Below are 19,242 nucleotides of genomic sequence, written 5' to 3'. Positions count from 1 at the left end.
AATTATCATCATGGGAAGCTTTAATCTGAGCATCAACCAAGCGGCAAAAATTTTGAATGCCGAGGTGGAAGGAACGTTTACGCCGGAAGACGGCAAAGCATCCATTCAGGCCTACCAAAAAACCATTTCCGGCCTTTCCGTTCCGGACTATGAAATTGACATCGACTGCACCAAACTGAATGTTTCCGCACCGGAGTCGCTTCCGCTGCTGGAAGGCTGCTTTGAGCTGTACAAGAAAGACGGCTTTAAGAAAGTCACTATGCGCATTGCTAAAAATCCGATTCTGAAAATGCAGCTCGCGCGCGTTGCACGTTCCGTAAAAATGGACAGCTACGAAATTATTGAACAATAAATAAGGAGAGATGACTATGAGAGGTGTGCAAATTCGCGATATTCAAATCTATCATCCGGCAAATGAAGTGGATAACGAATACTTCATTAACTATTTTGCGGAAAGAGGTACGGATGTTACAGGACTGGTAACAGCTCTGGGCCGTAATAAGCGTTTTATTATCGATAATCCCGAAGAAAATACGCTGACTATGGCCGTGCAGGCATCGAAGCTGGTGCTGGATAAAACCGGACTGCAGGCAAAAGATGTGGATCTGATCATCTTTACTTCCCAAACGCCGGAGTATTTGCTCCCGAGCAATGCGCTGAAGCTGCATAGCCTACTCGGCGGCGACCTCTCAACCATCTGCTTTGATATCAATGCCAACTGTGCCGGAATGCTCGTTGCGATCGAGCAGGCCTGCCGTTACATGGCTTCCAATCCCCGGGTGGAGCGCGCGCTTGTCGTTGGCGGCGACTATCTTTCGGTCCACAGTCCGGAGCAGCCGGTCTATTATTCCAATTTTGCGGAATCGGCAGTTGCGGTTATTCTGGAGCAGGCTGAAGGAACCCGCGGATTGATCGACTCCGTCTATCAAACCGATACGTCCGTTATCGACAATTCCCTGTTCCCTGCGCACGGTTTGTCGAATTTATACCGTGAGGAATATACAGCCAAGGACGCGCAGGTTGAGTTCACGCCATTCGATGATTCGGTTTGCGCGGAATCCGCCATCAACTCCATCAAGATTTTATTGGAACGCAACAACATGGACAAAGAGGAAATCGGAGGCTTTATGTTCTCCCAATTCACCATCGGCAATATCAAGCGGGTTTCCGAAAGTCTCGGGCTTGATATGGATAAAGTGGTTTATATCGGTGACAAATATGGGTATACTGCTTCAACAAGTCCTCTCCTGGCGCTTTACGAGGCGGTACAGGCAGGGAAAGTGAAACGGGGCGATTACCTCGTGTTCTGGACAGTTGGGGCCGGGTGGCAAAATGTAAGCCTCTTGCTGCAGTACTAAAATTTCGGCATTAGTTGTAGAATAGAGTATCGGACAAAAGTCTGATGCTCTATTTTTTTGTGAAAAACAAACGGCTCGATTTTTGTCGAACAAATAAAAAAACAGTCGAAAATTTGTCGAATAAATAGTATATTATTAGAGAAAGCTAGTAGAATTTGCCGAAGCACATATTGATTCCTATCCATGGTGCACAACAATCGGAACGAACACGAGCTGTATCTACATAATTTGGAGGAATTGTTATGGGGAAGTTTAACATTCAGATCAATAAAGCTTCTAAAATCATGAATATTTCGGTCGAAGGAAATTTTTCGCCTGCAGACGGCAAGGCTTCGATCGAAGCCTATTATCACAGTGTGGCGGACATCTCCATACCGGAATATACCATCGATATTGACTGCACCAGACTGGAGTTTTCCGCACCCGACTCCCTTCCGCATCTAGGCCACTGCTTTGAGCTGTACAAAAACGGCGGCTTCAAAAAAGTCATCTTCCGGATTTCCGAAAATCCGATTTTAAAAATGCAGCTGACAGGGGTTGCCAGAATGACGGAATTGACGGACTGCGAAATTATCGAATAGTAAAAATGTAGACTTAGTGTTCTTACGAACGCTCCCGAGGTCGAACGTTGCTCCAATCGCTGTTGTCACCGGATTTTTTAAATTCCCGTAAGCGGGTAAAATCCGGTGACAAAGGCGACCGCTGCCGCTTCTTACGCAATCGTTCCGCCCTCTTCCGCTGCATTAAGCGAACTGGGTGTTTGATGTATCAAAATAAGGTTCCGTCATCAGCCGCCGGGTTTCCTGCAGAAACGCATGGTGTTCATTGTAACATGATTTTTCCATTTTCCTCTGTGAAAATATAGTAACTTTTCCCTGTTATCTGCGTTATAAGTAATGGATTCATCCGAAATGGGACTAGTCCGATTCTTATTATCAAAGGGGAAAAGAGGGAGCAGAATGAAGAAATGGATGGCGAGCTTAGGTGTCCTGGCAAGTTTATTCTATGCCTTCAGTTCAGCCACAGCTGCCGGAGCAACTACGGGGGCTAATGCAGCCGCAGCAGCACATATACGGTCTTTTGAATCAACCTCGCTTATCAAAACGGATGGAACCTATTGGACGTGGGGCGGCAACCAATCGGTTCCGACGCAGGTTGAAGGTATCAGCAATGCGGCTGACTCGTTCGGCGATATCCAGGAGTCTGACCTGTTTGTAGTCAAGCAGGATCGGAGCGTCTTATTTCTAAGCCAGGACAATCCGTCCTCCAGAATAAAAGCAGAGCCGTTCGAAGGCCTGAAAGACCTCGTGGATGTCCGCAGGATCAGAAACACCATTGCGGCATTGGACGCCGGGGGCAAAGTGTTTTCCGCTGAAATAAACGATGGAGCCAATAGACTCGGCAGCTTTATCCCTGTGACCGGACTAGATAACGTCTCGATGATGGACAACTACTACGAAATTATTCTACCCAACTATGATTACATACCGCGCTGGCTGTTTCTGAAGACAGACGGAACCGTCTGGACGAATCAGGACGAGAAGCTGCAGTCTTTTGTACCAGTACAGTATCTTCAGGACATCACTTCCGTTTCGGGAAATCTGGCACTGAAAAAGGATGGTACGGTCTGGACTTTGCCCGAACAACTTACCCGGCAGAATGGGCCGGGAGCCGAATTGTCAGCCCGTAAGCTAGACAGCCTGTCCAATATCAAGATGATCAAGGCCGCCGGAAATGCCAGACTGGCCGTAGACGGACAAGCCCGTCTATGGTTCTGGGGGGCAACCGTGACCGGCTTTTCGGATGGAACCACCTACCATAATCAGGATTCCCCTGTACTGCTGACCAAGGTAAAGGATGTGAAGGACGCGTTCGTCGTGGAACGTTCCCTGATCGTCCTGACTCAAGCAGGCCAAGTATTCGAAACCTCTCTTCAGCTCGAAAAGCTGCCGGGGAGCGCTGATTTTAAGCTGGTGTCTACGAATGTGGACAAGATCAAAGCCGGTGGACGCCACATCATCATGCAGAAGAAAGACGGTTCACTGTGGGGATGGGGAGTAAACAAAAACGGAAAGCTTGGCAGCGGAGACTACGAATTTATGCATGCTGCTCCGGTCCCGGTTCAGAAGCCCGTTTCGGTACATGTAAACGGGGACTGGATTCCTTTGAACAACGGGGTTATCACCCGTGACGGCCAATCTTTTGTACCGCTTCGCTCCGTCTTTGAACAGCTCGGCGCTCGTATCACATTCGACGAGACATCCAAAACCGCAACCATAGAGCGGACGAAAACCGGTTCAGAGAAAATCACGATCAGGATTGATTTCAAAACGAGCGAAACATGGCTGAGTGGCAAAATAGTGAAGCTTTCGCAAAAGCCTTTTTCCGTAAATGGAGTCTCCTACCTGCCGCTCCGGTTGATCTCGGAATCTCTGGGCGCAAAGGTAGAGTGGAATGCGCAGTCTGACGATATTTCCATAACATTGGCAAAATAAAAATAGGGGGTCCGCTTCAAAAAAAAGAAGCGGACCCCCCTATTTAACAGGGGATAACACGTGTTATAATCTGTTTGGCAACGACTTGATGATGTACATATCCACGTGAAGCCGCTTTCTAACAGGTACCAGAAAAATGAGCCATTAGAGGTGATGGACATGCGATTTATGATTGAAAAATTGGAACGGCGCGTCGGCGAGCTGTCAGCTCTCAGATACCGTGATCACAGAAGTCTGACCTCGGTTCGCATCGTGCCGGAAGCAGTGACACTGGAAGAAGCCAGGCAGGCCGTGAACTCAAGCGCTGCTGTCAAGGTCGGAGACCGCTGGGGCGGCCGGGATCAGTATGCGTGGTTTATAACGGAGCTGGAATTTCCGGAAGGCTGGCAAGCGCAGGATGTGGTTGGCCTGATCAAGCTCGGTGAAACCGGTGGAGGCAACTGCAGCGGATATGAAAGCCTGGTTTATCTGAACGGGGAGCCTGTGCAAGCGCTTGACCGCAACCATGCGGAGCTGTTTGTTCCCGCATCCGTTCTGAAGCAGGGCCGGGCGGAGCTGGCGATTTATGCCTGGAGCGGCCTCACGGCCCCGGATGGCCGTACGCCTTTTGATCACAGGATCGACCGGCTGGATATCGCCATTCTGGACGGAGAGACGGATGATTTGTATTACACGGCGCTGCATATGCTGCAGACGCTGAAAGTGCTTGATGAGCGTGTAGTGGAGAAGCATGCGATGACCGCTGCGCTTGATGAAGCCTTCCGCCTGATCGACTGGAGCGTTCCCGGTTCGGAAGCCTTCTATGAATCGACACGGCAAGCGCAAAAGGTGCTTCGTGACCGGCTTGAGGCCATCCCTCGCGGTCCACGACCGCAAATCACAGCCGTTGGTCACTGCCATATCGATGTGGCATGGCTGTGGCGCTTGAAGCATACCCGGGAGAAGGCGGCGCGCTCCTTCTCGACCGTGCTGCAGCTGATGGACCGGTTTCCGGAATATGTGTTTATCCAGTCCCAGCCGCAGCTTTACGCTTACCTGAAAAAGGATTTCCCTACGCTGTACGCGAGAATCAAGGAGCGCGTTAAGGAGGGGAAATGGGAAGCGACAGGAGCTATGTGGCTGGAGTCGGACTGCAACATTCCGTCCGGGGAATCGCTGGTTCGCCAGATCCTGATCGGGAAACGCTTTTTCCGGGATGAGTTTGGCGTAGACAACAAGGTGCTTTGGCTGCCGGACGTGTTCGGATACAGCTGGGCACTGCCGCAGATTTTGAAGAAAAGCGGGATCGACTATTTTATGACGACCAAAATCAGCTGGAGCCAGTACAACCGCTTCCCTTGCGACACCTTTACGTGGCGCGGCATCGACGGAACCGAGCTGCTGACGCATTACGTCACAACTCCAGACAGCGACGGCAGCACATACTATACGTATAACGGCAACGTCACCGGCTCATCGGTTCAAGGGCTGTGGGACAATTATCGTCAGAAGGAAATCAACGATGAACTGCTGCTCGCTTACGGCTGGGGCGACGGAGGAGGCGGGCCGACCCGCGATATGATCGAAGCCGTCCGGCGCTATGAGGATATGCCGGGAGCGCCTCGGGTGAAGCCGGGTGGGGCGGAAGGCTTTTTCAAAAAGCTGGAGGAGCAGGTTCAAGGCAATCCGCAGCTTCATTTGTGGGATGGAGAGCTGTATCTTGAATATCACCGCGGAACCTACACTTCCCAGGCGTATAACAAGCGGATGAACCGCCGGATGGAGCTGCTGCTGCATCAGGCAGAATTCGTCAATGCTTTTGCGCTTGCCTTGATTCCGGATTATGCCTACCCGGCATCCGCGCTTGCGGAAGTATGGGAGACCGTTCTGCGCAACCAGTTCCACGACATCATTCCGGGCTCGTCGATTCACGAAGTGTATGAGGACAGCCGGATCGAATATGAGGAAGCCCGTCAGCTTGCTCTTAAGACCCTCGAAGAAGGCGTACAGCAGTTGGCCCTGCCGCGTCCGGCAGGCGAGGCAGCAGGGGCAGCGACTTCTTACCGCATATTTAACGCGCTCGGTTGGACTCGTTCTTTTTTCTGCGAAATTGCTCTGGGTGCAAATGGCGGAGCTGCGGGCGAATGGGCATGGTACTCCGCAGGTGGAGAAAAGCTGGAGACCCAGGTGAAACGCGGCAGCGGCAATTGCGGCGCTACGCTGCTTGTATGGGTCAAAGACGTCCCGGCCTATGGTTATACGACCATGAGCGGACGATTGGAAGCGGGTGCCGCAGTCGGCAAAGTGGAGACAGATTGGCGGATCGGCACAGAACAGATAGAGACTCCATTCTACAGCATCCGTTTCAATGAAGCGGGACAGATCGTTTCGCTCTTTGACAAGAAGGCTGACCGTGAGGTACTCAAGCCGGGACAGCCCGCCAATGTGCTGCAGGTATTTGAAGATAAGCCGATGACCTTCGACGCGTGGGATATTGATATTTTTTATCAGGAAAAAATGAAAGTGGTAGATCACTTGCAGGAGCTTTCCGTGCTGGAGGACGGGCCGCTGCGCGGAGTGCTGAAGTTTGTTTATACGTATCAGAACTCCCGGATCGAGCAGCAGTTGATCGTGTACCGCGACCATCCGCGGATCGATTTTGTGACGAACGCCGACTGGTATGAGCATCAGCAGCTGCTGAAGGCCGCTTTTCCGGTGGAGATTCGCTCTACCAAAGCAACCTACGAGATTCAGTTCGGGAACGTCGAGCGCCCGACCCACTGGAACACCAGCTGGGATTATGCCCGGTTCGAATCGGTTGCCCATCGCTGGGTCGATTTGTCCGAAACGGGCTATGGCGTCAGCCTGCTCAATGACTGCAAATACGGGCATGACATTCGTGGTCATGTCATCCGTCTGAGTCTGATCAAGTCCGCCGTGTGGCCAGACGGGTCTGCAGACCAGGGGAAACATGAGTTTACCTACTCCCTGTATCCGCATCAGGGCGGATGGTATGAAGGAGGCACGCACCTGGCTGCCTGCGAGCTGAACCTGCCGCTATTGGCAGTCCCGATGCTGCCGCAGGATAAGCTGCCTCAAGAACTGGGTATGCTGCGCGTGAATGCCGGAAACATCCTCATCGATACGGTGAAAAAAGCGGAGGACAGCTCCGCCCTTATCGTCCGGCTGTACGAATATGCCGGCATGCGCTCTAAAGCGAAGCTGGAAATCGATCCGCACCTCGGCAAGGTCGGCCTCGCGGAAGAGACGGATCTGATGGAAGAGCATCCGGTAAGTCTGCCGTCTTCGGAGCATGCAGTAGACCTGGCATTCAAGCCGTATGAAATCAAGACGCTGCGGATTACGCTATAAATAAACCTTTACACGAGTAGACCGTTAGGGGTGCTATATGAATAAGCCAAAGCCCGCTTTCTTCGCCGAAGCGCCATTTGCCCCTGGGAATAAACGGATTTAGGCGGTTGTTCCATTGACGAGCGGTTAGCCTCCAAAATACAATTTAAGATAGAAATGACACGAAGGGAGCTGTGCATAATGAGAAACGTTCAATCGATTGCAATGTATGAAAAATGGATCAGCACGGCCTCTTTGGATGGAACAAGCATACCGGAATCACGGAGATTGCCGGAGTGTAATGCCCGGGTGTAACGTGCCCGGAACGCTGTTAACCAAGCCGGGAGAGCCTTTTCGCTTTCGCGGCTTATTTTGTGCCTGGTTACGGGCGCGGCAGCGGACATGCCTGAACAATGAACGGCTGTTCATTTCCGCAGGATGTCTGCTGCTTTATGCAAAGCCGCGAAGCATGACTTCGCGGCTTTTTTTGCTTTTGGGTTTAAACTTTAGAACAGATGGGGGAATCTGAATGAACAAACAAGCAGCAACCGATTTAGGGCAATATGGGTGGAAAAATGAACTCCAGCAGCATTGGGACAATGAATTCGGCGCATCCGGCAGCGAGCAATGTCCTGCCCGCGTAATTGCGGACCTGGGGCAAAAATACCGTCTAATCACTCCCTTTGGAGAAATGTGGGGAGAGCTTACAGGCCGGTTTCGTCACCGTTTGGATACGGAAGGAGAAGGAACTTTTCCTGCTGTCGGGGACTGGGTGGCAGCCGAATGCAGGCCGCTGGAAGGCTCCGCAAGCATTCACGGCGTGCTTACCCGCCGCAGTCAAATTTCCAGACAGGCTGCAGGCGGCCAAACGAAGGAACAGATCGTCGCTGCGAACGTGGATGTGCTGTTTCTGGTCGCTGCGCTCAATCATGATTTCAATCTCCGGCGGATTGAACGCTATTTGATCATGGCCTACAGCAGCGGTGTAACCCCGGTCATTCTGCTAAGCAAGGCCGATTTGTGCGAGGATCCTGCAAGCTATATTTTGCAGGTTCAAAGCATTGCACCGGGGGTTCCGGTATTTGCCGTGAGCGCGCTCGAAGACCAGGGGATGGAGCAGCTTTCTCCCTATTTGAAAACGGGCATCACTTGCGCATTGACCGGATCTTCCGGCTCCGGGAAATCTACGCTTCTCAACCGGCTGGCAGGCAAAGCGCTTCAGGCAACACAGGAGATCCGCGAAGATGACAGCCGCGGCCGGCATACGACGACGCATCGCGAGCTGTTTCCGCTTCCCGGCGGCGGCGTGCTGATCGATACGCCGGGGATGCGCGAGCTTCAGCTGTGGGACGGCGGCGGGGACGGATTATCCGGAGCATTCGCGGATATAGAAGAGCTGGCTGCTGGCTGCAGGTTTCGGGACTGCAGGCATCAGCGGGAACTGGGCTGCGCCGTACAGGAAGCGGTCCGAACGGGACAGCTCGATGCCTCGCGCCTCGCCAATTTTCACAAAACCGCACGGGAGCTGAAGTATCAGGCGGCCAAGGAACGTAAGCGGGAGGCAGTCCGTGCAAAAGGCGGAAACCGGAAAAAGGCCAGATCCAATGCTTGGAGCTCCGAGTTGGATTAGGTCGGCTGCGTATGAAGGCCCCCTGCATTCAGGGCTAAGCAAATTGGGAGGATAATGCCGAAGTTTGTCGAAGTAAACAAGGCAGGCCTGTCAGCATCCAGATTGGGTTTACGGGCAGAAACGAACTCGTCAACGGATGCATGAGCTGCGGGTTTAAATGGTCGCCTGCCAAGAAAAGATAGAGAGAGAGCGGCGATATCATTCGAAGCCGTTCCCTGACAAACGGTGAGGAGATGAATTTGAGATGTCTAAAATCACAACTTTTCTGATGTTCGACGGCCAGGCTGAAGAAGCGATGAATTTGTATACCTCTATTTTTGAAAACTCGGAAATCAAGCATATTGTCAAATATGGAGCCAATGATGGCGACCTGGAGGGCAAAGTGCTAAACGCGGTATTTTCCTTAAACGGGCAAACATTGATGTGTATTGACAGCAGCGTAAAGCACGATTTTACCTTCACACCTTCTATTTCGTTGTATGTCACCTGCGAAACAGAAGAAGAAATTGACAGGGTGTTTGGCAAGCTGTCCGAGGGCGGATCGGTTTTGATGCCTCTGGCCGCTTATCCGTTCAGCAAAAAGTTTGGTTGGCTTACAGACCCGTTCGGCGTATCCTGGCAGCTTAATCTTGCAAGTCACGCCTAGAAAATCAGCATAGCGATTGAATTCTGGCTCCGCAAACACCTCAGTCCAGCGAGGTCGAAGTATCTAGGGTTGAAGTGCTCGTAGAGTAGAACATACCGATTAGCGTGGTTCGAGACTTCGGGTACGATGGACGATTGAGATCCCGAAGTCCCTAACGCAATTTGCTTGTGAGGCATGTGGAGACAGGATGTACCCGGATATTACAAGGGTGTTCATGGATACGAATACCGTACCTGAGGATCGGTTAGGGACAAAAGAAGGAGGAGAGAGCTCATAGTAGATCAGAAAAGGGAATGGGGGTGGAGTCGAGAGCGGAGCGGCCGCCTTTAGAGTCAGGTTCTAACCATAAGAATATGACTCTAACAGCGGTGGAACCCCATCCCCATTCCCTTCCCCACGCACAAACGTATCATATAGCACGACAAAGGACCGTCTGGAGATATTACCGGACGGTTTTTCTTAAGGAGATTTGCTTCGCCACAAAAACCGCGTTGAGAGCTCTTGGAAAACCCGTATACGGAATGCAGTGGGTAGTCGCCTCAATGATTTCGTCCGGCGTGAGTCCTACATTAGAGCGCGTTCTAAAGCAATACTTTTATTTTTCCGTTTAATGATGTATCCTGTCCCTGGATCGTACTAAAGAAACGGAGCGGGCGATATCAACTTTCCATAGGAACCTTTTGGTTCCTATGTTACTTATAAGTGCTTAATGTTCATTATTGTAGACCGGGTACATAATAATAGAGACCGATGCGGTATTCTCTTGTTCAAATATAAGAATATGGAGGGATCCCACGTGAATCTGAATTTGGAAGGAAAAATAGCGCTCGTTACCGGCTCCACAGCCGGAATCGGCAAAGAAATCGCCAGATCCTTGGCGGCGGAAGGCGCGATCGTTCTCATCAATGGACGGCATGAAGAGAAAGTACACCAGACCATCCAAGAAATTCAGGCGCAGCTGCCAGGCGCCGTACTCAAACCGGCAACAGCGGATCTTGGAACCGGACAAGGGTGTCAACAAATGTTTGAGGCTTACCCCGATCTGGACATTTTAATCAACAACCTGGGGATTTTTGAGCCAGCGGAATATTTCGATATTCCGGATGAGGAATGGTTCAGGTTTTTCGAAGTCAATATTATGAGCGGTGTGCGGCTTTCTCGCCATTACCTGAAAGAAATGATTCAAAAAAATGAAGGCAGAGTGATCTTTATCGCCAGCGAAGCGGCCATTATGCCGTCTCTGGAAATGGCTCATTACAGCGCGACCAAAACGATGCAGCTCTCGCTTTCCCGCAGCCTGGCCGAGCTGACCAAAGGAACGAAGGTGACAGTCAATACAGTCATGCCCGGCTCCACGTTAACGGAAGGCGTGGAAACGATGCTGGAGACGCTGTATCCGGATCAGGGGCTGACGATCGAAGAGGCCGAGAAAAAATTTATGACGGAGAATCGCCCGACTTCCATTATTCAAAGGCTGATCCGGCCGGAAGAAATCGCTCATTTCGTTACGTTTCTCAGCAGTCCTCTTGCCTCGGCCATTAACGGTTCCGCTTTGAGAATCGATGGCGGGCTAGTGCGGAGTGTATTTTAGGGTCAGGAGGAATGCTACAGATGATCGGAATTGGTATTGAGCAATACGGAAATGAGCATAAGCTAAAGGAGGTTCGTGTGCCGACGCCGCCAGTTGGGCCTGAGGATCTGCTGATTACGATTAAAGCCAGCGGGGTAAACCCTGTGGATTGGAAGGTGAGAGAGGGGCTGCTGAAGCAGGATTTCCCTTATGAGCTCCCCCTCATTTTAGGCTGGGATGGAGCGGGGAAAGTGGCAGCGGTCGGCTCTAACGTACAAGAGTTCCAGGTGGGGGACGATGTCTTCTTCAGACCGGAAATGGAGAAGCAGGGTACGTATGCGGATGAGATTGTTGTTCCTGCAGATCTGGTCGCTCCGATGCCTGGCGGGCTCAGCTATGAGGAGGCGGCTTCGCTTCCATTAGTGGGCCTTACAGTCTGGCAAGCGCTTGTTGAAGAGGGCAACGTTCAGCCCGGGGACAAGGTTCTCGTACTGGCTGGCAGCGGAGGCATCGGCTCAGTCGCAATTCAACTGGCAAAGGCGCTCGGCGCCTATGCGGCCACGACAACGAGCTCGAAAAATATAGATTTTGTGCGTAACTTGGGGGCCGATGAGGTTCTTGCTTACGACCTTGACGGCGGTATGGATACGACGACACGGTTTGATTTTATGCTCGATACGATGGGTGGACGCGCTTACGGCGATGCCCTTCTTCTGATGCGACCGCATGCCACAATAGCCACCCTCATCAGCGACCGGGACGCAGTACGGCCGGAAATTGCGGATGAACTGGAGCAAGAGCTCAGCCTCACGGTCAAGTTTGTGTTTACCCGCCCGGACGGCCGGAATATGAACAGGCTTCGGGAATTAGTCGAAGCGGGCAAGGTGAAGCCCGTTGTAACGGAAGTTTACCCGCTTACGGTCGAAGGAGCCGTGCAGGCCCACCTCTCCAGCCAAACCGGGCGGACAAGAGGCAAGATCGTGCTAAGCAGGGAACAAGCGTGATTTGTCTGTCTGTTCAATTTGAAAAAAGCTATGGCTGCTTCACGGGGACTGGGGATTACCCCAAGAAGTGAGACAAAAAAACACCTTCAAGGGAATGCGACCATGTCGTAAGAGATGGAGACAACCTTGGAGGTGTTTTTGCGAACCGGTCATTTGATTGTTCCTTTTTTCCTCATGAGTTGATTCATCATTGCAGGTATTAATAAATATAACGCATACGCCATAGACATCCATGCTGTAAAAGCAATCACCTGTGAGTCATCTAATTTAGGGAATATAAAATAATGGTTGGATAAGGAAAAAGTATCTAACGATAAACCAATTATGGTACCCATTACCCCGAACTTTAATGATGCGTGATCGGTTTTGTCAAATAACAAATAAACATTCGTAACAGCCCACAAGGCAGCTCCAGTGCCAACTACTAATAATAAAAAGCTCGAAATGAACGCTTTTGTACCTGGACTAAAGAGGACGTATTCCCCAAAAATCACGAAAAACAGTGTAGCAGCGAGCCATACGATAACACCCCAAATGGCTGTGAACAAATAGCTTTTCATTACTTGGCCTCCTTGTTCAGTAAATTCCCAAGTTCCTTAAACAGCTGTTCAAGCTTTTCGAACGTCTCTTCTACTGGAAAATCCTTTTGTAATAATGCCTGTAGAGCTAATCCGTCAACCATAGAATTAATGAGGATTCCCCAAGTCCCAAGTGAAATTCCTTCAATCGGTGATTCAGCCCACAAGCTTGCCAAACGCTCAGACAAAGCTTTATTTTCGGACATCATAATTTCTCCGAGCTGACCTCTTATTTTTTCATGATTGAAACTCGAAGCAACTAATGTAAAAAATAATTTATGAAAAAACGAATCATAGGAACAACGACTTTTAGCTGATTCTATGGCTTGTTTAATCAGAGTTTCGTTGCTCCGGGATAATTCCTCCCAAGAGGTATCGCAAATATCCTGAACAATATCCAGAAGCAGCTGTTCCTTGGTTCTAAAATGGTAATAAACGGTTCCTTGTGTAACGCCGGCCGTATCTGCAACGGCTCTTAAAGTAAATTTATCTATGCCTCTGTCAACCAAACAATCCTTTGCGCATTTCAGCAAGTCCCGTTTACTTATCACATTAGGTTTTGCCATTACTTCACCTCCAGTATTAGTTATTCAACTAACTAACTTATTTTAGGGTGATTTTACCATATTGAATTAAGGGGTTCAAGACACTTTTCATATGATCTAAAAGCACTTTTTAGTACCTATATAACTTTATAGTACCTATAACACAAAAAAGTACGTACTTCTCATTTCGTTTTATATATATCATAATGAAGTCCCAATCTAGCAATGTGATGGAGGAGTATATATGACGAAACATTTGCAGGATACAACAACGCTGTCTAACGGCGTCAAGATGCCTTGGTTTGGTTTGGGCGTATTTAAGGTAGAGGAAGGACCCGAGCTTGAGAATGCGGTAAAAACAGCGATCAATCACGGATACCGAAGCATCGATACCGCGGCCATTTACGAAAATGAAGAGGGTGTCGGCCGGGGGATCAGAGAGGGGCTGAATGCGGCCGGTATGGCAAGGGAAGAGCTGTTTGTGACTTCTAAAGTATGGAATGCCGATCTGGGCTACGAGTCAACCCTGGCGGCGTATGAGACAAGCCTGCGAAAACTGGGTCTTGAGTATCTGGATTTATACCTTATTCACTGGCCTGTGGAAGGCAAGTTCAAGGACGCCTGGAGAGCATTGGAGACTCTTTATAAAGAAGGACAAGTAAAAGCGATCGGGGTCAGCAATTTCCACATTCATCATCTGCAGGAGTTGTTGAAAGACGCGGAAATCAAACCGATGGTGAACCAGGTGGAATTCCATCCGCGCTTGACTCAAACGGAACTGCGGGATTTTTGCAGGGAGCAGGCTATTCAAATCGAGGCATGGTCTCCGCTGATGCAGGGACAACTGCTGGATAACCCGGTCTTAAAGGAAATTGCCGATAAATACGGCAAGTCCATTGCTCAGATTATACTGCGTTGGGATTTGCAAAATGGCGTCGTGACCATTCCGAAATCAACCAAAGAGCATCGTATCATTGAGAATGCGGCGGTGTTCGATTTTGAATTGACTAAAGAAGATATGGAGCGCATTGACGGTTTGAATCAGAACCATCGAGTCGGTCCGGATCCGGACAATTTTGACTTTTAATCAAGCTTTAGAAATGGGGCTTAAAACGGGGCAGTCAGGAACTGCTGCAATTTACCGCTGATCGCTAACAATCATTTGGTTAAAGGAACGAACCACCGTCTCGAACTGGGCATAAGATGTGTTAGCTTGCAGAGAGAGGTGGTGATAACCATGAGTTTTCAGTTGGCAGGATACCAGCAAAAAGTGTTGTATCAAGCAGACAGCGGTTCAATTCAAACCTTGAAATCAATTAGAAGTCACCTGCACAATGTGTGCAGGCAACATGTAAATCAATTTGTTCGGATTGAAACATTAGACCGTCAAGTTTTCATGGGGAGAATTGTGGGTTGCGACAAGGGCTTGTTGTATTTGGCAGTTCCATATCAAAGAGGTCATCGTGCTTTTTTTGGAAGTCCTTTCTTCAGTAATGATGAACTTATTTTAACCCTTGTCCTTTACGAGTTGCTTGTCATTACTCTATTGTACACATAACATGGGAACAAGAGCCTACCCTCACGTAGGCTCTTGTTTTTTGAGTTGTTATCTTAGAAAGTTCTCAGAACAATCACCAACAGAATGTAAAGCACCAAGATTACCGTAGTCGAGGTAAATCCTCCGAGGCCTGCCAAACCACCCATTGCTTTCCCTCCTTGTTATGATCAACTTACACACCCATAATATGTAACTATCCCTGTCTCTGTATGGACTATTACCTAAAATTGCCGTGTATTTGTCTTTGCATTTACAGGCAATTCCCTAACATGCTTAAGATACTTAGTCATATTTGCATCATCTTGGGTATTGTAAGTATACTGAAAAAACGCAGCGACATCTTTGGCTAGAACCCTAAACAATTCACAAGCTGTGAATACCGAATTCCACATATGCTCATAATTGCTATCCGAATAAGTCTCCTTATACATTTCCCAATATGATTCGGGAAGATACTTTTTCATGTATTTTCCCATTTTCCCTATGGAAACTTGAAAATTATTTTTTGTGCCAACCCACCATGAAACCATCTCATCCAAATGAGGTCTGATGACGAGTTCAAACATTTGCTTGGCATAAGGCAATTCATCACGCCAAATTCCTTTGGCAACGTTTTGCAGGCACCACCAAAAATCATTGGAACAACTCATGAATAACTGCTCCGTAGGCTTTTTTACATGATAGTCGAGATCTGAGGGAGCAGGGATGGCTGGGAGGCAGTTGTCCTTATCCAATAGAGGGATTGTCAATTTATCATTAGTGTACCCTTCAAGCATACTTTCTTTGGTTTCAATGTGAAGGTCTATGCGATTTCCATCTGTAAATAACATTAAATATCCGTAAGACCGGCTAAAATCCATATCTATACTTACGGATTTGTCATTTTTGTCAGGCTCCTGCATCATAAGCAAATCACCAAAAATGTTTGTCCATGTTTCATCATTAATAAAAGAGGCTGTTTCAGTCACTACATAAACGATATCATAGTCCTGAAAAATATCTTTGGGAGCATTAGGATTGGTACGCGAGCCGTTCATATACACCGCGCGGATTCGTTCATCCTTCTGAGCAATCCCTAATATTAAATCAAACATTTCTTTTTCGGTTCTCATATGTATGTTCCTCCATCTCCATTCTTTAATTACGATAAACATAAGGGATGGGTTCAATTATTTTCCAAGCGGCTACATATGCCAAAATCTTATTACGTTGTTCGATTAATGAAGATTTTCATAGATTTTGTACATGGATAGTTCACTAGCCATTGATTTAGTAATCATAAAAGCATCCTTTAAACTCTTTTCATTTGGTCCAATATAGATTTGGCATTCGCGATCTAAAAATGCCTTCGCTAACTTAGGGTCACCTAAAGTACAACCGTTTCCGATAACTATTTTCCCATCCAGCTTTGATAAACTCCACATGAGGCGTATGTGGGAACATATCCATCAGCAGTGTCTTCTATATTTGCAAAGGCGAATAAAGTCACCTTTGCATCCAGAATACCAACATGCCGGATACCATCCGATGATCTGTTGCTACTGGTTCTATTACAGCATATTAGACTATGAATCTATAAGCTACTAATGAAAATAAACTTGTTGTTATGTAGTAATTATGATATATACTAGAATAAATTTGTAAATATTTTCATTTACCATTTACATATGATACCTCGTATGTTATAAATATACATAACAGATCATAAATTTTGTTGTATTGTAGGTTCACAAATCAATTTAGAAGAGAGAGGGGAATTATTATGAAGAAAAAATTAATGACATTCTTCTTTGTGCTGACATTATTGCTTGGCTTGACTTTCACGAAATTTGCTAGTACTACCACTGCGTTAGGTTATGAACATGCTTGGTACCCAATTAGTACAATGAATATTACACAAATAGCATATGAAAGTTACTCCCACTCAAATTCAAATCATATTGATGCTGTTGGTTCAACATATGCATTTGCACCTTTTACTGGGAAAATAGTAAACGTTAGCAGCTCATATGGTGTTGCTTTATTTCAAAGTATAGATAAAGTATATTATCCAGATGGTACCCTGGATTATATGACTGTTCAATTTATGCATGGAAGTAATTATAGCTACTGGAAATCATGTCTTGACAATGGTACTGTTATTCCACAAGGAACCGATTTTTATAAAATAGGTGGAGTTGGTGCTGGCGGTGCAACAGTATATGCTAACCACTTTGATATAGGTGTTTATAAAGGAAGAACAAGCTCATTCACTTCATATTTTTCAAGATTCGGCAATACATTTTCTTTTAACGCTTTTTACATTAACCCCAATAAAACCACTTCTATAATAAATAAGGGTAAAGTTGCACCTGGTAATACTGTTTATAATGGTGCACCTAGTGATTATAGCAACCTTTGGCGTACTCTTGGATCTACAAGCACTATAAATGTAACATATCAAACCTATGATGATGTTACTGATACATGGTTACCTAATGTGGTCAATGCACAAGATTACGCAGGAATATTTGGACACGATGTAGATTGTGTATATGCTAATTTATCAAGCGGAAATATAACTTACAAAGTACATGTTAAAGGCGGAAGCTGGTTACCTGAAGTAACAAACAGAAGTGATTACGCGGGTATAAAGGGCCAACCTATTGATGGCTTAATGATGAAAACTGATACAGGAAAAACTATTCATTACAGAGTTCATTTAAGAACGACTGGTACATGGCTTCCATATGTAACAGGATACAGTCAATATGATTCAAATAATGGTTTTGCAGGTACTTTGGGTCAAGAAATAGATGCAATACAAATATATTTGGACTAGACTCATATTATGAATTAGCTATTTTAAAATGTAACTTATAGATAATATTGAGTAATAAATGCCACTTTCCTGGTGTGAAAATGAACATTCTCATCAGGAAGGTGGTTTTTATTTCCTATGTGTAAAACGAGATTTTTTTACTATTCTTTTGGTGCGGCGGTCAACACGAGAAAGATTGATGACAAAATTACTCACATTTTTCATTAATCTATTAATGAAAATAAATTTGTTGTTATCTGGGTAATTATGATATATATTAGAATAAATTTGTAAATATTTTCATTTTATATTTACATATGATGACTTAAATGTTATAAATATACATAGAACAGCATAAATTCTGTTGTATTCTAGGTTCACAAATCAATTTAAAAGAGAGCAGGGGAATAATTATGAAGAAAAAATTATTGACAATCTTCTTTGTGCTGACTTTAATGTTTGGTTTGACTTTCACGAAATTTGCTAGTACTACCACTGCAGCAGGTTATGAACGTGCTTGGTACCCAATTAGTACAATGAATATTACACAAATAGCATATGAAAGTTTCTCCCACTCAAATTCAAATCATATTGATGCTGTTGGTTCATCATATGCATTTGCACCTTTTACCGGGAAAATAGTAAACGTTAGTAAATCATATGGTGTAGCTTTATTTCAAAGTATAGATAAAGTATATTATCCAGATGGTACCCTGGATTATATGACTGTTCAATTTATGCATGGAAGTAATTATAGCTACTGGAAATCATGTCTTGACAATGGTACTGTTATTCGACAAGGAACCAATTTTTATAAAATAGGTGGAGTTGGTGCTGGCGGTGCAACAGTATATCCTAACCACTTTGATATAGGTGTTCGTAAAGGAAGAACAAGCTCATTCTCTTCATCTTTTTCAAGATTCGGCAATACTTTTTCTTTTAATGCTTTTTACATTAACCCCCAAAAAACCACTTCTATAATAAAGAAGGGTAAAGTTGAACCTGGTAATACTGTATATAATGGTGCGCCTAGAGATTATAGTAACCTTTGGCATAAACTTGGATCTACAGGATCTACAAGCGCTATAAATGTAAAATATCAAACCTATGATGATGTTAATAAGGCATGGTTACCTAATGTTTCAAATGCACAAGATTACGCAGGAATATTTGGACACGATGTTGATGGTGTATATGCTAATTTATCAAGCGGAAATATAAGGTACAAAGTACATGTTAAAGGCGGAAGCTGGTCAACTGAAGTGAAAAATAGAAGTAATTACGCAGGCACAAAGGGAAAACCTATTGATGGCTTAATGATGAAAACTGATACAGGAAAAACTATTCATTACAGAGTTCATTTAAGAAGGACTGGTAAATGGCTTCCATATGTAACAGGATACAATCAAAATGATTCAAATAATGGTTTTGCAGGTGATTTTGGTCAAGAAATAGATGCAATACAAATATATTTGAAGTAGATTCATATTATGAATTAGCTATTTTTAAATGTGGACTTATAGAAAATATTGAGGTAATAAATGCCACTTTCCTGGTGTGAATTAGATTTCCAACATTCTCATCAGGAAGGTGGTTTTTATATTTGAGCATTTTGCAGTAATATAAGCCCTTGAGCCACAAGGATTTTCAGGCATAAAAAAGGGACTTCACCCCAATTTGGCGAAGTTTTTCGGTGACCAAACCAAAAACCCCAGAATGGAGGAAGTC

At 46.4% G+C, this 19,242-nt stretch carries 17 protein-coding genes and 1 pseudogene; 13 read left to right on the top strand and 5 right to left on the bottom strand.

Going from position 1 to position 19,242, the window contains the following annotated elements:
- The first annotated feature begins 10 nt into the window (after nucleotides 1–10).
- The 7 genes from K7397_RS16110 to K7397_RS16080 all read left to right on the top strand — a co-directional run bounded on the left by K7397_RS16110 (nucleotide 11) and on the right by K7397_RS16080 (nucleotide 9,459).
- Nucleotides 11–352, top strand: coding sequence for a hypothetical protein (locus K7397_RS16110; protein ID WP_223068961.1), 342 nt, complete (start codon nucleotides 11–13; stop codon nucleotides 350–352).
- A gap of 16 nt (nucleotides 353–368) precedes the next feature.
- On the top strand, nucleotides 369–1,358 hold the full coding sequence (locus K7397_RS16105; protein WP_223068960.1) for a ketoacyl-ACP synthase III: 990 nt from the start codon (nucleotides 369–371) through the stop codon (nucleotides 1,356–1,358).
- A 242-nt stretch (nucleotides 1,359–1,600) separates the two neighbouring features.
- Entirely contained in the window at nucleotides 1,601–1,939 is a 339-nt protein-coding gene (locus K7397_RS16100; protein ID WP_223068959.1) for a hypothetical protein, read from the top strand.
- Between the two features lie 378 nt (nucleotides 1,940–2,317).
- Nucleotides 2,318–3,853 carry a stalk domain-containing protein gene (locus tag K7397_RS16095; protein ID WP_223068958.1) on the top strand — a complete coding sequence of 512 codons (1,536 nt, stop codon included), beginning with the start codon at nucleotides 2,318–2,320 and terminating at the stop codon, nucleotides 3,851–3,853.
- Nucleotides 3,854–4,021: 168 nt separating this feature from the next.
- Nucleotides 4,022–7,204 (top strand): alpha-mannosidase, encoded by a 3,183-nt coding sequence (locus K7397_RS16090; RefSeq protein ID WP_237690978.1) that lies wholly within the window; start codon nucleotides 4,022–4,024, stop codon nucleotides 7,202–7,204.
- Between the two features lie 508 nt (nucleotides 7,205–7,712).
- The gene (gene rsgA / locus K7397_RS16085) at nucleotides 7,713–8,813 is read left to right on the top strand and encodes a ribosome small subunit-dependent GTPase A (protein ID WP_223068956.1); all 1,101 of its coding nucleotides are present in this window, start codon (nucleotides 7,713–7,715) and stop codon (nucleotides 8,811–8,813) included.
- A 244-nt stretch (nucleotides 8,814–9,057) separates the two neighbouring features.
- Nucleotides 9,058–9,459, top strand: a complete 402-nt coding sequence (locus K7397_RS16080) for a VOC family protein (RefSeq protein WP_223068955.1) — start codon at nucleotides 9,058–9,060, stop codon at nucleotides 9,457–9,459.
- Between the two features lie 442 nt (nucleotides 9,460–9,901).
- Here K7397_RS16080 and K7397_RS16075 read toward each other — a convergent pair.
- Nucleotides 9,902–10,030: pseudogene (locus K7397_RS16075) on the bottom strand (carboxymuconolactone decarboxylase family protein); the annotation flags it as partial.
- A 225-nt stretch (nucleotides 10,031–10,255) separates the two neighbouring features.
- Here K7397_RS16075 and K7397_RS16070 point away from each other — a divergent pair.
- Entirely contained in the window at nucleotides 10,256–11,050 is a 795-nt protein-coding gene (locus K7397_RS16070; RefSeq protein ID WP_223068954.1) for an SDR family NAD(P)-dependent oxidoreductase, read from the top strand.
- A gap of 20 nt (nucleotides 11,051–11,070) precedes the next feature.
- Complete coding sequence (locus K7397_RS16065) at nucleotides 11,071–12,033, top strand: NADP-dependent oxidoreductase (RefSeq protein WP_223068953.1); 963 nt, start codon at nucleotides 11,071–11,073, stop codon at nucleotides 12,031–12,033.
- Nucleotides 12,034–12,182: 149 nt separating this feature from the next.
- Here K7397_RS16065 and K7397_RS16060 read toward each other — a convergent pair whose 3' ends face one another.
- Nucleotides 12,183–12,593 carry a DUF5367 family protein gene (locus tag K7397_RS16060; protein WP_223068952.1) on the bottom strand — a complete coding sequence of 137 codons (411 nt, stop codon included), beginning with the start codon at nucleotides 12,591–12,593 and terminating at the stop codon, nucleotides 12,183–12,185.
- On the bottom strand, nucleotides 12,593–13,177 hold the full coding sequence (locus K7397_RS16055) for a TetR/AcrR family transcriptional regulator (protein WP_223068951.1): 585 nt from the start codon (nucleotides 13,175–13,177) through the stop codon (nucleotides 12,593–12,595). The genes K7397_RS16060 and K7397_RS16055 overlap by 1 nt, the downstream gene beginning before the upstream one ends.
- Before the next feature lie 223 nt (nucleotides 13,178–13,400).
- Between K7397_RS16055 and K7397_RS16050 the strand changes: the two genes are divergently transcribed.
- Together K7397_RS16050 and K7397_RS16045 are read left to right on the top strand one after the other, a co-directional pair.
- Entirely contained in the window at nucleotides 13,401–14,243 is an 843-nt protein-coding gene (locus K7397_RS16050; protein ID WP_223068950.1) for an aldo/keto reductase, read from the top strand.
- Between the two features lie 150 nt (nucleotides 14,244–14,393).
- Nucleotides 14,394–14,714: a hypothetical protein gene (locus K7397_RS16045; RefSeq protein ID WP_223068949.1), complete on the top strand. Its 321-nt coding sequence runs from the start codon at nucleotides 14,394–14,396 to the stop codon at nucleotides 14,712–14,714.
- Between the two features lie 53 nt (nucleotides 14,715–14,767).
- On the opposite strand, the gene K7397_RS21630 is transcribed toward K7397_RS16045, so the two are convergent.
- Nucleotides 14,768–14,860 carry a YjcZ family sporulation protein gene (locus tag K7397_RS21630; RefSeq protein WP_237690977.1) on the bottom strand — a complete coding sequence of 31 codons (93 nt, stop codon included), beginning with the start codon at nucleotides 14,858–14,860 and terminating at the stop codon, nucleotides 14,768–14,770.
- Nucleotides 14,861–14,935: 75 nt separating this feature from the next.
- Nucleotides 14,936–15,826: an aminoglycoside 6-adenylyltransferase gene (locus tag K7397_RS16040; RefSeq protein ID WP_223068948.1), complete on the bottom strand. Its 891-nt coding sequence runs from the start codon at nucleotides 15,824–15,826 to the stop codon at nucleotides 14,936–14,938.
- 650 nt (nucleotides 15,827–16,476) lie between these two features.
- On the opposite strand from K7397_RS16040, the gene K7397_RS16035 reads away from it, so the two are divergent.
- Together K7397_RS16035 and K7397_RS16030 are read left to right on the top strand one after the other, a co-directional pair.
- A complete protein-coding gene (locus K7397_RS16035) occupies nucleotides 16,477–17,535 on the top strand; it encodes a hypothetical protein (RefSeq protein ID WP_223068947.1) in 1,059 nt (352 codons plus the stop codon).
- A gap of 392 nt (nucleotides 17,536–17,927) precedes the next feature.
- Nucleotides 17,928–18,995, top strand: coding sequence for a hypothetical protein (locus K7397_RS16030; protein WP_223068946.1), 1,068 nt, complete (start codon nucleotides 17,928–17,930; stop codon nucleotides 18,993–18,995).
- The last annotated feature ends 247 nt before the right edge of the window (nucleotides 18,996–19,242 follow it).

It is taken from the genome of Paenibacillus caui (assembly GCF_019904135.1).
Classification (GTDB): domain Bacteria; phylum Bacillota; class Bacilli; order Paenibacillales; family Paenibacillaceae; genus Fontibacillus; species Fontibacillus caui.
Note: the sequence above shows the minus strand (reverse complement) of the source record. Positions and strands in the feature narration are given on the sequence as shown.